This window comes from Marinobacterium sp. xm-a-152 (assembly GCF_013282965.1).
GTDB lineage: Bacteria > Pseudomonadota > Gammaproteobacteria > Pseudomonadales > Balneatricaceae > Marinobacterium_E.
In genome coordinates this window covers 1-16362 of sequence record NZ_WBYI01000015.1, presented here as the reverse complement: position 1 = coordinate 16362, position 16362 = coordinate 1, and the positions used below count along the sequence as shown (strand labels likewise).

General features: G+C 47.4%; 15 protein-coding genes and 1 tRNA gene. 7 read left to right on the top strand and 9 right to left on the bottom strand.

Going from position 1 to position 16362, the window contains the following annotated elements:
- Window positions 1-221 precede the first annotated feature (221 nt).
- Window positions 222-560 (bottom strand): HopJ type III effector protein, encoded by a 339-nt coding sequence (locus tag XMA152_RS12320; RefSeq protein ID WP_371813305.1) that lies wholly within the window; start codon window positions 558-560, stop codon window positions 222-224.
- A 17-nt stretch (window positions 561-577) separates the two neighbouring features.
- Window positions 578-1240 carry a phosphotransferase gene (locus XMA152_RS12315; RefSeq protein ID WP_173483771.1) on the bottom strand — a complete coding sequence of 221 codons (663 nt, stop codon included), beginning with the start codon at window positions 1238-1240 and terminating at the stop codon, window positions 578-580.
- Window positions 1241-1428: 188 nt separating this feature from the next.
- On the opposite strand from XMA152_RS12315, the gene thiB reads away from it, so the two are divergent.
- Genes thiB through XMA152_RS12300 form a run of 3 tightly spaced genes read left to right on the top strand, consistent with a single transcriptional unit; the run spans window position 1429 to window position 4620 of the window.
- The gene (thiB, locus tag XMA152_RS12310) at window positions 1429-2430 is read left to right on the top strand and encodes a thiamine ABC transporter substrate binding subunit (RefSeq protein WP_173483770.1); all 1002 of its coding nucleotides are present in this window, start codon (window positions 1429-1431) and stop codon (window positions 2428-2430) included.
- 23 nt (window positions 2431-2453) lie between these two features.
- Window positions 2454-4016, top strand: a complete 1563-nt coding sequence (locus XMA152_RS12305; RefSeq protein ID WP_173483769.1) for an ABC transporter permease subunit — start codon at window positions 2454-2456, stop codon at window positions 4014-4016.
- Window positions 4006-4620, top strand: a complete 615-nt coding sequence (locus XMA152_RS12300; protein WP_173483768.1) for an ATP-binding cassette domain-containing protein — start codon at window positions 4006-4008, stop codon at window positions 4618-4620. The genes XMA152_RS12305 and XMA152_RS12300 overlap by 11 nt, the downstream gene beginning before the upstream one ends.
- Before the next feature lie 175 nt (window positions 4621-4795).
- On the opposite strand, the gene XMA152_RS12295 is transcribed toward XMA152_RS12300, so the two are convergent.
- Window positions 4796-5779, bottom strand: a complete 984-nt coding sequence (locus XMA152_RS12295; protein ID WP_173480987.1) for a quinone oxidoreductase — start codon at window positions 5777-5779, stop codon at window positions 4796-4798.
- A 10-nt stretch (window positions 5780-5789) separates the two neighbouring features.
- A complete protein-coding gene (locus tag XMA152_RS12290; protein WP_173483767.1) occupies window positions 5790-6584 on the bottom strand; it encodes a DUF4198 domain-containing protein in 795 nt (264 codons plus the stop codon).
- Between the two features lie 24 nt (window positions 6585-6608).
- Between XMA152_RS12290 and XMA152_RS12285 the strand changes: the two genes are divergently transcribed.
- Entirely contained in the window at window positions 6609-7739 is a 1131-nt protein-coding gene (locus XMA152_RS12285; protein ID WP_173483766.1) for a HupE/UreJ family protein, read from the top strand.
- Between the two features lie 256 nt (window positions 7740-7995).
- Here XMA152_RS12285 and XMA152_RS12280 read toward each other — a convergent pair whose 3' ends face one another.
- The gene (locus XMA152_RS12280) at window positions 7996-9126 is read right to left on the bottom strand and encodes an aminotransferase class V-fold PLP-dependent enzyme (protein ID WP_173483765.1); all 1131 of its coding nucleotides are present in this window, start codon (window positions 9124-9126) and stop codon (window positions 7996-7998) included.
- 159 nt (window positions 9127-9285) lie between these two features.
- Between XMA152_RS12280 and XMA152_RS12275 the strand changes: the two genes are divergently transcribed.
- Window positions 9286-10173 (top strand): DMT family transporter, encoded by an 888-nt coding sequence (locus XMA152_RS12275; protein WP_173483764.1) that lies wholly within the window; start codon window positions 9286-9288, stop codon window positions 10171-10173.
- A 64-nt stretch (window positions 10174-10237) separates the two neighbouring features.
- On the top strand, window positions 10238-11830 hold the full coding sequence (locus XMA152_RS12270; RefSeq protein ID WP_173483763.1) for an ATP-binding protein: 1593 nt from the start codon (window positions 10238-10240) through the stop codon (window positions 11828-11830).
- Window positions 11831-11959: 129 nt separating this feature from the next.
- On the opposite strand, the gene XMA152_RS12265 is transcribed toward XMA152_RS12270, so the two are convergent.
- From XMA152_RS12265 to XMA152_RS12255, 3 genes are all read right to left on the bottom strand, one after another.
- Window positions 11960-12787 (bottom strand): PhnD/SsuA/transferrin family substrate-binding protein, encoded by an 828-nt coding sequence (locus XMA152_RS12265; RefSeq protein ID WP_173483762.1) that lies wholly within the window; start codon window positions 12785-12787, stop codon window positions 11960-11962.
- 11 nt (window positions 12788-12798) lie between these two features.
- Window positions 12799-14637, bottom strand: a complete 1839-nt coding sequence (locus XMA152_RS12260) for an ATP-binding protein (protein WP_173483761.1) — start codon at window positions 14635-14637, stop codon at window positions 12799-12801.
- Window positions 14638-14841: 204 nt separating this feature from the next.
- A complete protein-coding gene (locus XMA152_RS12255; protein ID WP_173480998.1) occupies window positions 14842-15819 on the bottom strand; it encodes a calcium/sodium antiporter in 978 nt (325 codons plus the stop codon).
- A 303-nt stretch (window positions 15820-16122) separates the two neighbouring features.
- On the opposite strand from XMA152_RS12255, the gene XMA152_RS12250 reads away from it, so the two are divergent.
- Window positions 16123-16210 (top strand) — tRNA-Ser (locus tag XMA152_RS12250).
- Window positions 16211-16265: 55 nt separating this feature from the next.
- On the opposite strand, the gene XMA152_RS12245 is transcribed toward XMA152_RS12250, so the two are convergent.
- The coding region (locus XMA152_RS12245) for an IS3 family transposase (protein WP_173482665.1) at window positions 16266-16362 on the bottom strand (97 nt) is incomplete at its 5' end.

Sequence of the window (16362 nt, the reverse complement as noted above, 5' to 3'; positions counted from 1 at the left end):
AAGTATGCAGAATCCATTGGGGCTAGAAGAAAGAGATCTTCATCAAAAGCCGGATATATGACTGCAGCTCACCTTAACCATTGGTACTTTTATCTTGCATAACGCGGGACGGACCATATATGACCTTTGGTCTGACCCCACTCTCTTAGCATTTTACAGAAATGCTATAGCGTAACTGTAAAGTGGTGTCAGGCTGAAGCCAGACACCTGCGCAGTAAAGCTTACTTAGCCGTCAACACACCTTCAGGCAACTGAACGCCAGCCCAACCAGACTTCATAAAATTACGAATATTGCCGTGATCGGTTCCTTCAGGATTACCCAACACATCATCACGGTAGTAGGTACCAAAACAGGCCAGTGTCTCTGATTCAGAAAGATTATTCAGCTTAGCAAAGCTCAAAATTTTAGCCGAGCCCTGGTTTTGCTCTGCTGAGTTTTCTAGATCACCATTTACAAAAGCAGAAGGTTTATGGTCAAAGGATGCATCAATAACCGCCATCACCTCAGCGAACTCTACGCTCTCAGGTGCCTGTTTAATCTGTTCTAATAGTTCATTCATGTTCATTCTAATTACCCTTAACCTGTAACCTGTGATTTATAGTGTGACCAGAGCATCTCAAGCTGATCGACCACCTGAATTGATTGGGCCAGCCAGTGCGTTAACGCCTGCTCGTCAAAAGCGTTCAATAGAGGCAACTGCATCAACTCACTTGCGGTAAAGCTTAGATCTCGAATTAACACCGCGTAATCCAACCATGCGATTCCAACGCCTGCGTACTCCCAATCAATAATGGTGGCGTCGCCATTCTGCCAGCAAATATTACCCGGGTGAAGATCATGGTGAACTAACACCCTAGGCATGTTAGGAAGGGAGAGTAGTTGCTGCTCAGTCTCATCAGTTAACTGTTGATGTCCTGAATCACGCAGCTTATCTCGGTAATGCTGAAAAAGCGCTGCATAATCTAACATGGGCAGTTCAGTGAGGCTCTGCATCTCAGTGATAGCCTTCAATAGAACCGTTTTTTGATCCGGTGAGAGCAGCTCTGAGCATTCACCTGCGTGATGCATAATCAACACACCCTGCTGAGGCTCGTTGATCATTAACTTAGGGGACCATTGAAAATGAGCGATGGCATCTAGAATGTTTCGCTCACGAAACGGGTCCACCCCTGGGAGGGTCTCTTTGTCAGGTTCTGCCCTAACAACAAACCGCTCCCCTTTTTCCTCAAGTAGATACATCCTATGACGCGTAGCAGACGTATCAAGAGGTGCTATCTGACTGTTCAAAGGAATTTTGTCTGAAATTAATTGCGACAAACTTCCCGAAACCGCCCTAGATGCAATGACAGCCTCTAGCTCACTTAGTATCATTCAACGCCTAACTTAATAATGGATGTTTAAGTTTTTTAAATTACAGGAGTTTCTTGATGGATTCAGCAACCACACTCAAATTATCTGTTGCCGGTGCAATGTTAACTGCTTCTTTTGCGGCAGTCGCTTCCGATAAGCCCGAACTTAACGTGTACACCTACGACAGCTTCGTCTCTGAGTGGGGTCCAGGCCCTCAGCTCAAAACAGCCTTTGAAGCACAATGTGGTTGTACTCTTAATTTCGTCGCAGCAGAGGATGGTGTCAGCATTCTGAATCGCGCACGTGTCGAGAAATCCAACACACAAGCCGATGTACTGCTTGGCCTTGATAACGGTTTGATGACAGAAGCTACGCAACTGGGTCTGGTTCAATCTCACAGCGTCGACACCTCAAAGATCACCAGCGACTTAAACTGGAACAATAATCAGTTTGTACCCTTTGACTACGGCTATTTTGCATTCATTTATGACGCGCAAAAGATCCAAGCGCCAGCAACAAGCTTTGCTGAACTCTTAGCTTCAGACGCCTCAGTTATCTACCAAGACCCACGTACGTCAACGCCAGGCCAGGGGTTAATGACCTGGGTTAATAAGGCGTACGGCGAGGAAGCGGCGACCGCATGGGCTGATCTAGCTAAGCAGACCGTTACCGTCACCAAAGGTTGGTGGGAAGCTTACAGTCTGTTCCTAGAGGGCGGTTCTGACTACGTTTTGAGTTACACCACATCGCCTGCATACCACGTTGTTGCTGAAGGTAAGGATCAGTACAAGGCCGCAGAGTTTACAGACGGACATGTAGCACAGGTTGAAGTGGCCGCGATCAGCGCATACAGCGATCAAACTGAATTAGCGAACCAGTTCCTTGAGTTTCTAATCTCAAACGAAGCGCAGCAGATCCTACCAGTGACCAACTGGATGCTACCGGTTATTGATAATGTAGAGCTACCAGAGGCATTTGAGCAGTTGGTAACCCCACAGCAGATCAAACTTGGCAGTGACGAATTGGCCGAAAACCGTGCTCGCTGGATTCGTGAGTGGCGTACCGCTGTTTCACAATAAAGCGATCGCGTGAACCACTCCTGATGTTACTAGGCCGCACTTTCACCCCACTGATGAGTGCGGTTGCTTATCTGGGCACCCTCTCTCTGACGGTGCTCGCCTTTTGGGGGTTGATCGGATTCGAAGAGACCCGATTCACCCCCGAACTGTTACAAGACACATACCTACAAAACATTGTAAGTTTTACCCTCTACCAAGCCCTGTTAAGTGCCTTGGGCTCTCTTCTTCTGGCAATACCCATCGCAAGAGCCCTGCATCGTTTGCGACCCGCTGGTAGAGATCAGTTTCTAAGACTCTCACTGCTGGCGTTCGTGATGCCATCACTCATATTGATTACCGGCATCGTCAACCTGCTAGGACCGCAATCGCCTTTTACAGATCTGTTAAAAGAGTGGAAACTCTTTGGCCTCAATGGAATCTTAATTGCCCATATTTATCTGAACTTTCCGCTAGCCGTTCGTATTCTCTATCAGGGCTACAGCTCTATCCCTTTAAGCCGAGAGCAATTAGCCGACCAGCTTAAGTTCAGTTTTTGGCAACGCCTTCGACACATTGAGTGGCCTGCTATTAAGAGCCAGGTCGCAACACTGGCGGGCTTAATCTTTATTCTCTGCTTTAACAGTTTTGCAATCGTATTAACGCTTGGGGGTGGACCTAAAGCCACCACCTTAGAACTGGCCATCTACCAAGCCCTTAAATACGACTTCAACCTCAACGAGGCGCTCACCCTTGCTTGGTTGCAGTTTGCGATAGCCGGTCTTATCTATCTTGCCCTGATCTATGCCAGCAGAGTGAACTGGCTCGGTTCCACTCGAGAGCAGCCTGCTTATCGAGTGGAGCAAGGGGTAAAAGTGCCTATACAATTGGCTTTCTACCTGCTGGGGTGGGTCTATCTATTAGCACCTCTAATTGCACTGTTCATGACACTCAATCAAGAGGCACTAATTAACTACCCCTACGCTGCTATGTTGAAAGCGATGGGCGTCTCACTGCTCATCGCATTAAGCGCATCACTATTGGCACTTCTCACCGCCATCGCACTGCTAACACCCATCAGAACAGCAGCCCAACAAGTTAAGCCGATACAAGAGACGCTATTCAGTTGGTTAGCCAATCAGTCACTGGTCGCTCCAGCCATGGTGTTATCGACCGGTAGTTACATATGGTTGATCAGCCGTGGGCTACTCGAGACATACGCCACACTGATGCTGATACTGCTTAACGCCTTTGTTCTGCTACCCTTTTTGCTCAGCCAGCTACGCCCAAGATTCATTCAATTTGATTCGCAATATGCAAAACTAGTAGGCAATTTAAAACTCACACCGATGGAGAGAGTGCGCATCATCTACCCCTTTATTCGACGCTCACTACTAGCCGCTTTCTCTTTGGGACTTCTGTTGGCCTTAGGTGATGTCTCCATTTTTGCTATATTTGGCAGTTATGAATCACCGACCCTCCCCTGGCTGATCTACACCTTTGCTGGTACCTATCGTATGTCAGAGGCCGCTATCACATCGGTAATTCTGTTGGGACTTTGCTACCTGCTATTAATTCTACTGGAGCGCAGTGTTCACCATGAGCAATAACCTTGGCCTGCAGATCAACAACCTCATAGTCAGCTACCCCGATTGGGAGTACTGTTACGACTTGTTGGTCCCTGACCAATCCAGAGTCGCTCTCCTTGGCCAAAGCGGTATTGGTAAAACAACTCTACTGTTGGCTATTGCCGGCTTTGCACCGATTAAATCAGGTGAAGTGCGCTTCAATGATCAGGTGATTACTGATCAGCCTCCAGAAGAGCGTCCTGTCGCGATGCTGTTTCAGGAGGATAATCTCTTTGAACACTTAACCATCCAGCAGAACTTGAGATTGGGTTTGGACAAGCATCAAAACCCGGACAAACGCATCCAAGAGGCGATGCAAGAACTGGATCTGCTCTGCTATCTCAACAAGATGCCTAATCAGCTCTCTGGTGGGCAACGTCAGCGTATTGGAATTATCAGAACCCTACTGCGTCCTGAACCGATCATTGTCCTGGATGAGCCTCTAACAGGCTTAGACAGCGAGACTAAGGAGAAGGTTTTGGACTGGATCGATAGACAATTAACCGAACAACAGAAGATGTTGATTATGGTGACCCATCAGCGCAGCGAAGCTGAGCGATTGGGCTGTGAAATCAAGAGTGTGTGACTAGCACCAAATGATGTTGGAGTGGTCTTGGAACTCCCCTTGGAGGTGTCTGGCTTTAGCCTGACACCTATTTCGCCTCATCTTCGATAAGACTCCAACATTGCAAACCTGTAGTGGCTGAAAGAGAGGATGACAGGCTAAAAGCCAGTCACCCACCCAATATTCAAGCTCAGCTTTAAGGCAACAACACCGTCGAGCCGGTCGTTTGACGCGACTCCAAATCGATGTGAGCTTGCGCTGCATCAGCCAAGGGGTAACGCTGATTGACTTCAATCTTCACCTGCCCTGATTCAACGCGCGCGATCAGATCCTTGGCCATACTCTCCAACATAGGACGATCATGAACATAGGTCATCAGTGTCGGGCGAGTCACTTTAAGGGACCCTTTTGCCGCCAACATGCCAATCTCGAACGCTGGAACCGCACCGGTTGCGTTACCAAACGAAACCATCGTGCCACGCGGTGCTAAACAGTCGAGTGACTGCATAAAGGTATCTTTACCAATAGAGTCGTAGACCGCTTGCACCCCTTTACCATCCGTCAGCTCACGAGTACGAGCAACAAAATCCTCTTCGGTGTAGATGATCGTCTCATCGCAACCAAAGCTCTTAGCCAAATCCGCTTTAGCCTGATTGCCGACCGTACCTATAACACGCGCACCCAATGCCTTAAGCCACTGCACAGCAATCAAACCGACACCGCCTGCTGCAGCATGAAGCAGGATGGTATCGCCCGCCTGCACCTTGTAGCTGTCATTCAGAAGGTACTGAACGGTTAGACCTTGCAGCATCATAGCAGCACCCTGCTCGAAGCTGATGCTCTCTGGTAGTTGAATCAACGTATCCTGCGGCATCACGCGCTTTTGACTGTAGGCGCCAAGAGGTTGCCCCGCGTAAGCCACTCGATCACCGACGCTGACATAGGTCACACCTGAGCCAATTGCCTCAACCACACCGCTACCTTCCATGCCAATCTTGCCCGGCATCTCTTGTGGGTAGAGACCGGTGCGGAAGTAGACATCAATGTAGTTAAGACCTACCGCTTCATGACGAACCAACACATCAAACTCGCCCAGTTCAGGAAGTTCGACATCAACCAACTTCATCTCTTCTGGACCGCCATTCTGCTCAATTCGAATCGCTTTAACTGTCTCGCTCATTATTAATCCTTTATTTTTGACACTGGTAAGTTAAAGAGGCCCAATCACTGACCCAATCCTTACCCTTAGCTCTTGGTTCAGATCCGTAATCAATACGAACGGCATTGATTAAAAATGGACCCTCTTGTGCAGTAAATCTTACTTTACCATTCTGGTTAGTACGGTACTGTTCTGTCCCGCGTTTACCTTTAACAAACCGTCTTACAAGGGCGCCCTCAAGCGGTTTACCCTGCCATAAGAGTTGGAATGTGGGGGCGGTGGAACACTGGGTGAAGGATGCAACCGGGATCAGCTCCAAACGGTGACCCAAAGGTTCGGTTAGCCATTCAGCCTCTTCACTGCCTTCAACGGAAAAGAGTGTTTTAGCATGGCGATAGTAGGTCTCTGTTACACCCTCTCTGGATTTACCCTGCGCCTGATACCAATCGAGCACCCACTCAAGGCCTTCGCCGTTGATATAATCGACAAACTTCTTCTCGCTATCAAAGGTTAGATCATAAGCCTTAGACTCAAGCGCCACCCAGCGAAAACCCATTTCGGGCATTTTAGAGGTGTAAGCCGGCTTATCTCCGGTGATGGCATCAACATTTCGAACACCAGACAGATCTCGTTCAATAAACTGCTCAGTCTCATGTTCTAGGTAGGGATAGGCGTACCCTTTGAAGTTTTGCCCAATCCGGATATCCGCTTTTATCGTAGCTTCCGGACGTACCTGATACTGGCTAGGCTCTAACCATTGCTCATGAGCACTTGCGAACGATGAACTAATCGCTACTATCAGTGCTAATGGTTTAACTATTTTCACATCCAGCTCCGTTAAGGAAATTTAATGACTCTACGTGCTCATCTCTATTTTGGCCTTCTTGGCACTCTACTATTATTAGTCAGCACGTTAAGCCGAGCCCATGAAATTACTCCAACCATCATTGAGATGGAAGTATTACCCGACAATAGTTTGGAAATGCGCATTGATACCAACTTAGAGGCTCTGATGAGCGAAATCGGGACTGAACATGCGGATACTGATAACGCCCCCACCGCTGATCAGTATAATCAATTAAGAGCACTGTCCACCGATGAGCTTTCAACTAAAGCAGATCCCTTCGTTGTTAAGCTGTTTAATCAGATCACACTCGCCTCAACTGATGGGCCCGTGACTAAATCACTTCTTAGCACTGATCTAGCCGTTATCGATCAACCCGATATTGATCTGGCCCGCCAATCTTTAGTCACCTACCGTTTTACGGTCGATTTAGCCTCGTCAGAGATCACCTTCAGCTGGCCAGAGGCCTATAGCGATGCCGTCGTCCGGTTAAGTGAACAGGGTGAAATCAAAGGGGCATCTTGGGTAGCCGCAGGCACTCAATCGGAAGCGATCAATTTAAGTCGTCTTGAGTTGAAGCGCCAAGGTCTTTTGGATTACGTAAAGCTGGGATTTGAACACATATTACCCTTAGGCCTTGATCACATTCTGTTTGTGCTCGGCCTCTATCTATTGAGCCAACGTCTCAAGGATCTTCTATGGCAGGTCACCGCCTTCACAGCCGCGCATACATTAACGCTAGCTCTGGCCATTCTTGGGCTTGTGAACATACCCCCATACATTGTGGAGCCTCTGATCGCCTTGTCGATTGTCTATGTTGCCATTGAAAACCTGTTTAAAGATCGAGTCTCTAAATCCCGAATTGGGCTGGTCTTTGGCTTTGGATTGTTACACGGACTAGGATTTGCAGGTGTGCTACGCGAAATCGGCTTACAGTCGGATAGTTTCGTAGAGAGCTTAATCGCCTTCAATATTGGCGTGGAGCTCGGGCAACTCGCAACACTTGTGATTGCGCATCTGCTGGTTGGATACTGGTTCTCATCCAAAGCTTTTTGGAATCGCTGGGTACGCATACCGTTAAGTTTGGGGATTTCGCTACTTGGAGCGATTTGGTTTGTAGAGCGGGTGTTTTATTAAATCGGATCGCTTCTCCTTGTTGGAGCCTTATCGAAGATGAGGCGATTAGGTGTCAGGCTGGAAGCCAGACACCGCGAAGAAGAGCATCGCGGCCTATTCTAGACCGCTCCAACAGTGACGAACCCAATCGTAGGAGCTAGCACGGAGTGCGAAGCGACCTATTGGAGCCTTATCGAAGATGAGGCGATTAGGTGTCAGGCTGAAGCCAGACACCGCGAAGAAGAGCATCGCGGCCTTGGTAAGACCGCTCCAACTCTTAAATACCCGCCTTATCTAGCGCCTCTTTCAAGTAATCCAACGTACGATCAACGTTCATTAACTTATCGATACCGAACAGACCGATACGGAAGGTACAGAAGCCTTCCGGCTCATCACACATGAGTGGCACGCCCGCTGCGATTTGGAAACCTGCTTGTGCAAAGCGAGAGCCATTTTGAATATCGCTGTCGGTCGTGTGGTTAACGATGACACCAGGCGCTCCAAAGCCGTCAGCCGCTAAGCTCTTAATGCCACGTGATGCCAGTAGTTCTCGAGCCTCTTTACCTAAGCGTGCTTGAGCCGCTTTCAGTTCAGCAAAGCCGAACTTCTCAGCCTCGGCCATAACATCACGTAACTGACGCAAACCATCGGTAGGCATAGTGGCATGGTAGGCGTGGCCACCGTTTTCGTAAGCTTCCATGATCTGAAGCCACTTTTTAAGGTCGCAAGCAAAGGAGTTACTAGTGGTATTCTCGATCGCATCACGAGCTCGTTGACTCATCATCACAAGGCCCGCACAAGGTGAACCACTCCACCCCTTCTGTGGCGCACTGCAGAGAAGATCAACACCCAGAGCCTTCATATCAACCCAGATGGCACCTGACGCAATACAGTCCAGAACAAACAGCGCACCCACTTCATGAGCCGCATCCGCAATGGATTTAATGTACTCATCTGGCAGAATCATACCGGCCGAGGTTTCGACGTGTGGTGCAAAGACCACATCTGGTCGCTCGTTACGAATGGCATCCACCGCCTCTTCAATGGGGTACGGAGAGAGTTGCGCTTGCGCATCGTCTGAATCAAAACGGGCTTTTAGAACCAACTCTTCACGAGGCAAGCCTGCCATCTCAAAGATTTGAGTCCAACGGTAACTAAACCAACCGTTGCGAATCACCATCGCTTTTTTGCCGTTAGCAAACTGTCGAGCCACCGCTTCCATACCAAAGGTACCGCTACCAGGAATGATCGCAACTGCATCGGCGTTGTAGACGGATTTTAACTGACCCGAAAGATCACGCATGACATGCTGAAAGGCATTCGACATGTGGTTTAGGGAGCGGTCTGTGTAAACAACCGAGAATTCTAGCAATCCATCTGGATCAACGTTTGGCAGTAGTCCTGACATAGTCTGTCCTTATCATTAATTATTCAGCACATAATGCGAAAGAACCGCTTTTGAATCAAGGCATAATCAGGCAAAGTCAAATGATGAAATACTAGGTGAACAACCATCGGTTCCCTTATGATGGCTAAGCTTGCAAATAAATAGAGATCAACCGATTAGATGCCTACTTCACAACTGCTCAATCTTTTCACACTGTCGCTGCTTTGGGGTGGCTCGTTTCTATTTATCGGTATTGCCGTTCAAGAGATAGATCCCCTTCTACTGGTTTTTTTAAGGGTGATGATTGCAGCACTGGTGATGTTAAGCCTGCTGCCTCTTTTCAAAGTTCCGCTTCCTAAAGATGTTGATACCTGGAAGAAATTTTTTGTTATGGGGCTGCTCAATAACGTCATCCCCTTTACCTTCATCTTTTATGCACAAACACTGATCAGTGTCTCATTGGCCTCCATCATCAACGCCATGACACCGATCTGCACCTTTATTGTGTTAGCCCTATTTAAAGAGGAGTTACTCAAACCCAATAAAGTCATTGGCAGTCTGTTGGGCGTATTGGGTGTCGCTCTGCTTAGCGGCCTAACCCAATTGGCTCTACACACCGATCCACTGGGAGTTATGTTTAGCTTTTTAGCGACCGTGAGTTATGGTTTTTCTGGATTATGGGCGAAACGCCACCTCGCCGGACGCAACTCGATTCAGTCTGCGACATGCCAGCTTAGCGCCTCAAGCCTTATTATGATTCCAGTACTGATACTGACCTCAACCGATTTACCCGACACGCTACCCTCTTTCAGCGTGATCGCTTCAATATTAGCCCTGGCAGTAGCCTCAACATCCTTTGCTTACATACTCTTTTTTGAGTTAATCAGTAAAGCAGGTGCCGCTAACGCCATGCTGGTCACCCTTCTGGTTCCTATTAGCGGCACTCTGCTAGGTATCAGTGTTCTTAATGAGACCATTACACTGATTCAAGTGACGGGAGGTTTGTTCATTGGTTTCGGACTGCTTGTCATAGATGGGCGTATATTTTCTCTACTACAAAAGAAGTAAAACAAGTCAGGATCTATAGACTATAGTTAACGAATGAGAAACAGATGTTTAATGAGACAGCGCGTTGATTCGAAACTCCATTAAAACTAAGACGATCCTAGGGGTAGCTGCTATCGAGGCGGTCCTGCTGATCACACTGATCGTTATGATGCTCGGTTTTATTCGTGATACGAACTTCAACGAGATGGATAAGCGCGCAAACGCGACCGCAAAACTCTTTGCGATTACCGTTAAAGACGCTGTTTTAGCTTATGATCTAGCCTCTTTGAATGCGTTTGTCGATGAGGTCATGAAAAGTGACGACATTCTGTACGCGCGTGTTCTCGATCAACAGGGTCGCACCTTAACTCAGTCCGACACTATCTCACCGGGTGACATTGACCTAGAAGCGTCAGAGGTTGATGACGGTATCTTTGATGCAAAAGCGGTCATTGAGGTCGATGGCGATCAGTACGGTATGGTAGAGGTCGGGTTTAGTATCCACCCTATACTCAACACGATTGAAGAGGCTAAACGTTGGAGTTACGCCATTGCCGCTTTAGAGATGGTGTTAGTGGCAATCTTCTCTTTTGTCTTGGGACGCTATCTGATTAATAAACTCTCCCTACTTCGTGACGCTGCAGAGACCATTAGCCAGGGCGAACTAAAGACTCAAATCGAGGTTAAAGGAAACGATGAAATCGATGTCGTGGCAACCGCATTTAACCGAATGAGCTCCACCCTCAAAGCGACACGCGAACAGGAAAAGACCTTAGAGCAGCAGCTGCGTAATTTAAATGAAGAGTTAGAAAACAAAGTTGAACAGCGTACTCTAGCGCTATCAGAAAAAAACCATCTGCTCGAATTAGCCAATCATGAAATCAAGGCCGCACAAGCCAAACTTATTGCTGCTGAAAAACAGGCCTCACTAGGTATTCTAGCCTCAGGCATTGCTCATGAGGTGAATAACCCGCTATCGATTGTCCGTTCTAACATCGACACCCTGCGCGATTACATAGAGCAGTGTGTGAGCGCGATAGAGCAAATTAAAAAAGAGTCGATGAATCCTGAACAGCTTAATCCAATCCTTGATAAAGCTGATTTTGATTACCTCTCATCAGACTATCCGTCACTGATAGATGAGTCCGAAGCGGCTATTTTGCGGGTAACACTGATCATCTCGCAACTCCGTAATCTGGAGTTAAACAGAGAGGAGTCAGAGTTAGAGCTGGTCAACCTACGAAGCCTCGTTGAACAAGGCGCTGAACAAGCTGTACAGCAGTTACCTGATCGCGCTGCAGGCAATTGTAAGATACTGATTCAACTGCCCGACTCTCTATTTGTTCGAGCGAAGGCACGCTTAGCAATCGATGCAATATCTGGCGTCGTTACCAATGCGCTACAGGCTGTTCCGCCTGAACAAGAGGCTCTGGTCAACATTCAATGTGAAAGAGAGGGATCAGAACTTAAACTGACGATCGAAGATAATGGTATGGGTATAGAGACCCAAGACATCAACAACATCTTTGACCCCTTCTTTACCACACGCGAGATTGGAGCGGGAACAGGGCTAGGGCTATTTAAGGTGCAAACCCTGATGAAAAGCATGGATGGTGATATTGAGCTGGTAAGAGCGAAACCGAGCGCGCTTTTCCAGCTCAGGTTTCGCTTGGATTAAGTTCGCGGCCTTTCTAAGACCGCTCCAACGGAGCGAAATCTTTTCTTAAGTTCGCGGCCTTTTTTTGAGACCGCTCCAACGGTTCGAGATCTTTTTATGTTGGAGCGGTCTTGAAAAGGCCGCGATCGCTCAATCCAACAAACTATCCAACAGCGTTAGCTTCAGCGCTCGCACATCATCCCAGTCACTGTCATTTGCTGCTCTAAGAGATTGAATACCCAAGCCTGATAACGCAGCTTTACCCTCTTCAGAATTACTCATATCAGCCAATACCGCTGAAACTTTCCTAGCTATATCGGCATTGACTCTTGGGTGGTTAGCAAAGGCATGGGGGGTATACTCTTCGGTTTTCCAAAGTACTTTTAATTGGCTCTTAATAGCATCTTTGGAGTTATTAAACGTACGTCCTATCCCGCCTCCGGCCAAGAAAAACTCACGGGACACACCCAAATAAACCGAGTCATGCGAACTGACATAACGGGGAGTGATATTAATACCCATTTTTGCCAACTCCCCACGTGGAACCAACGAAGCCGCAAAGGCTGCTGGCGAAGGGAAAGCGACCTCCTTACCCTCTAACTGGCTTAACTCAGTAATGGAGCTGTCGTTACGCGTTACAAGAAGACCCTGAATTTTCTTATCCGCTCGATGCGCAAGCGCAGTGTAACCCTTGTGTTCATTAAAGAAGGTGAAGTGGTAGGGGTTCATGTATGCAAAGTCATACACACCATCCATTAAACGCTGCTCAAAGGTAGGAATGTCGGTAGCCGTAGCAAACTGAAACTGCACGCCCGTTTTATCTTCTAGATGCTTAAGAACAGGCCCCCAGACTTTAGCTAACTTGGTTGCTGACTGCTGAGGGACAACACCAAAGGTGAACGTCTCTGCCCAAGCTTGACCACTAATCGCCGTCGCCAAAACACCAACTGACACAAAACGCTTTAATAACTTATTCATCACCCACTCCTTTAACTATTGATGATTTTGACAGATTGAGAGTGCAAAAACGCCTCAATGCTGTCGATTTTTAAGGGTTTTGCCAACACAAGATCTGCACCCGCTTTTAATAGCTGATCTCGCTCTCCCCCAATGGTTGCCGCTGTTACACCGATAATGGGTGTATGAACATCCATAGACCTTAGGGTTTTAATCATCTCTGCTCCATCCATGACCGGCATCATCAGGTCTGAAAGCATAAGATCAAAGGTTTGTAATTTAGCTTTTTGCAGACCCTCATCCCCGTTAGAAGCAGTTACAACCGATGCGCCTTTTGATTCCAGCATCTTTTTGGTTAACAGTTGTATTGTTAGGTTATCCTCAACGACTAAAAGGGATAATCCTTCTAACGCTGAGTGTTCCACCTGAAGTAGCTCAGGTGTTGGCAAAGAATTCTCAGCCTCTGCAATCGCTAATGAGAGTGCAAAGGTAAAACGGCTTCCCGTTTTTCCGTCGCTCTCTAACACCAACTCACCGCCCATGTTAGTCACCAACTCCTTACAGACACTGAGTCCAATACCGGTCCCCTCAGCCTGGCTATTACCCCGAGTGAAGCTCTCAAACACCCGAGCCTGAAGCTCAGGCATAATGCCCTTACCATCATCGGTAATGGAGACTTCAAGACGTGCAGAGCTTGGGTTAATGCGTTGCAGATCGGCCGAGATAGACAAGGTTTTACACTGGCTGTGAATGTTGGCGTTTCGCATTAGATTTGAGACGATTTGACGCAGCGCCTTCTCTGAGGTTTTAACATGAGCCTCGCTAAGCGCTATTTGATCGACTAAACGAATTCCGTGTGCATAGGCTTGCTGTCGATAACTGGTAATAAGACCACTGAATAGCTCACCCAAATCGACTGAATCGAGGTTCATATCACGACCAGAACCCGCTCGTGCGACCAAACTCATATCATCAATAAGCGATAGAGTATGTTCAACATTCGAGCGAATACGATTGAGATTAATGGATTCTCTATTCTCTAACTCCATCATGATGATCGATATGGGCGTGCGGATCTCATGACCTAAAATGGCAAACACATCGGCTTCACGCTGTTTGGACTCTTCCGATAGTGTAAGCGCCTGCTGAAGTTCTTTGGTTTTATTTTCGACTTGCTGCGCTAAATTGTCCTGGCTTTGAGCCATAAGTGTGCGAGCTTCAACTAACTCTTTGCGCATCCCTTCAAGCAGCTTAGCAAACTGCGAGATCTCATCATGGCCAATAATCTTCACCTCAGTTTCTAGGTTACCCTTGGCAATCGATTCGACACTTTTAGAGAGCTCGCGTATGCGACAAGTCAGGTATCGACCAAGCAGGTATGAAAAGAAAGCTACTAAAAGAAGCCCGCCAATCGCGATTTGAAAACCTAATACTTTGGCAAAATTGGAGTTATCGTCAACGATTGAGATGTCATAGGTAAATTCGACCCAGCCAAAGGATTGTTGATCGATAATAATAGGCATCTGAACATCGTATATGGATTCAAGCCCACTAAGCTCCTTCTGTGTCTGGCTCGCCATGACTCTATCATTGGCTGCTATAACCGAAACGCCCAATACTGTTTCACGCTGCATGAAATGAGAAATGGCCGATTCTACCTCGGCAATATCAAAACTGATGACCGCATTGGTGATGGACGAGGTAAAGAGCTCTGAGATGTCTCGTGCAGACTCTTCATAAAGCGCTTGATTCGTGTCATGCACAATGGCTGATTCTGTCAGAATCAAGAAAGAGAAGGCGCAGATCTCGATTAATGCCACACCAATAATGGTTTTAGCACCGATACTTAACTTGGACAAAAATTTAAACATACTGCTCTATTAATTTTATCGAATGTAAAATTAAAGCAAGTATCGTGCCAACTAGTTAGTTGTTGGAGTTTGTCTGAAAAGCTATCGCGGCCTTTTCAAGACCGCGATAATAATTGTTGGAGCGGTCTAGCAAAGGCCGCGATGAATATGGTTGGAGCGGTCTAGCAAAGGCCGCGATGATTTAAGGGCTAAGCAAATTAAGAGTTAAAACGAAGCAGACAGCGTATAGAAAAGGTAACCCGCATACCCAATGTAGACGGCCACCAACAACCCACCCTCAACACGATTAATACGACGACGCCCCAACACACCGTAGCCTAGAACAAACAGGGACAGAGTTAACACACCCATGATGGTCCAATCGCGGTATAGAGCTGCAGCTTCAATACCTAAAGGCTGAATAGCACCGGCTATACCCACAACGGCAAGAGTATTGAACAAGTTAGATCCAATGACATTACCTAAGGCTAAATCATGCTCGTTCTTCTTTACCGCAATGATTGATGAAGCCAGCTCAGGCAGCGAAGTGCCTATCGCTACAATGGTCAAGCCAATGATCAAATCACTGACACCCAAAGCCATCGCGATATCAACAGCACCCCAGACCAACAAGCGTGAGCTACCAATCAGAATCACCAGGCCTAACACCAACCAGAAAAGCGCTCGACTTAACGGCAGGTAGTCGTCATCTTCAAACTCAGATTCAAAGTCCGCAGAGAGTGTGTCGTTTTTGGCTCTCATGCTGGAGTAGATCGACCAGCCCATGATCAGCGCAAAGACAAACAACATCAGAAAAGCATCAAAACGGGTGATCTCTAAATCGTAGATCAACGCTCCCACAAGCAGGGTTGCAAGGGCTAGTAGAGGAAGCTCCGTCTTAAGAATCTTGGACTTAACGCTGATAGGACTCAACAGCGCGGTAATCCCCAAAATTAACGCAATATTGGTGATATTCGAGCCAAAGCCATTACCAATGGCTAAGCCAGGGTTACCTTGGGATGCGGCCAAAGCAGAGACCACCATCTCAGGAGCAGAGGTACCAAAGCCGATAATGACCATACCGATCAATAAGGTTGGCATACCCAAATGTTTAGCGGTAGCAGCCGCACCATCGACAAAGCGATCGGCACTCCAAACCAATAACACAAGACCCGCAACCACAGCCAAGATAGGCATCAACATCAATCAGTTCCTAATGAAAATATTAAATCTGTGTCTATTCTAAACGAAACCACCCACAGTAACAGCACAAGCCGCGATAAACCCTTGTGATTTAAACCATCTTTGCTAGAATCCGCGCTCGCGTTGAAGAGCACTGCTGGAAAGTGTTGTGCTAATAAAAAGTTTAGGTCAGTTGTCCGAGTGGCCGACTAAAAACGCAAGGATAGCGTTTTTGAACGGACGAAGTCCGGCCCCAACGGGGTGAGCGTCAGGAGACGCGAATAACGAGCACGCCTGGAAAGTGTTGTGCCAATTAAAAGTTTAGGTCAGTTGTCCGAGTGGTCGAAGGAGCACGCCTGGAAAGTGTGTATACGGCAACGTATCGAGGGTTCGAATCCCTCACTGACCGCCATCCAAAACAAAAAGCCTCGCTCAAGTGAACTGACCCCATAAAGTTGGACTCATTTCTAAGCGGCGCTCAAGGCCTGATTTCGATATGCTATCGGACTCAGGCCTTTTAGTTTAAGCTTAATTCGCTCGTTGTTGTAATAATCAATGTATTCT

Coding starts and splice junctions, on each gene's coding strand:
- XMA152_RS12280 (WP_173483765.1), bottom strand. CDS start 9,126: ATGTCAGGACTACTGCCAAACGTTGATCCAGATGGATTGCTAGAATTC.
- XMA152_RS12295 (WP_173480987.1), bottom strand. CDS start 5,779: ATGAGCGAGACAGTTAAAGCGATTCGAATTGAGCAGAATGGCGGTCCA.
- XMA152_RS12275 (WP_173483764.1), top strand. CDS start 9,286: ATGCCTACTTCACAACTGCTCAATCTTTTCACACTGTCGCTGCTTTGG.
- XMA152_RS12255 (WP_173480998.1), bottom strand. CDS start 15,819: ATGTTGATGCCTATCTTGGCTGTGGTTGCGGGTCTTGTGTTATTGGTT.
- XMA152_RS12320 (WP_371813305.1), bottom strand. CDS start 560: ATGAATGAACTATTAGAACAGATTAAACAGGCACCTGAGAGCGTAGAG.
- XMA152_RS12305 (WP_173483769.1), top strand. CDS start 2,454: ATGTTACTAGGCCGCACTTTCACCCCACTGATGAGTGCGGTTGCTTAT.
- XMA152_RS12315 (WP_173483771.1), bottom strand. CDS start 1,240: ATGTATCTACTTGAGGAAAAAGGGGAGCGGTTTGTTGTTAGGGCAGAA.
- XMA152_RS12285 (WP_173483766.1), top strand. CDS start 6,609: ATGACTCTACGTGCTCATCTCTATTTTGGCCTTCTTGGCACTCTACTA.
- XMA152_RS12260 (WP_173483761.1), bottom strand. CDS start 14,637: ATGTTTAAATTTTTGTCCAAGTTAAGTATCGGTGCTAAAACCATTATT.
- thiB (WP_173483770.1), top strand. CDS start 1,429: ATGGATTCAGCAACCACACTCAAATTATCTGTTGCCGGTGCAATGTTA.
- XMA152_RS12265 (WP_173483762.1), bottom strand. CDS start 12,787: ATGAATAAGTTATTAAAGCGTTTTGTGTCAGTTGGTGTTTTGGCGACG.
- XMA152_RS12300 (WP_173483768.1), top strand. CDS start 4,006: ATGAGCAATAACCTTGGCCTGCAGATCAACAACCTCATAGTCAGCTAC.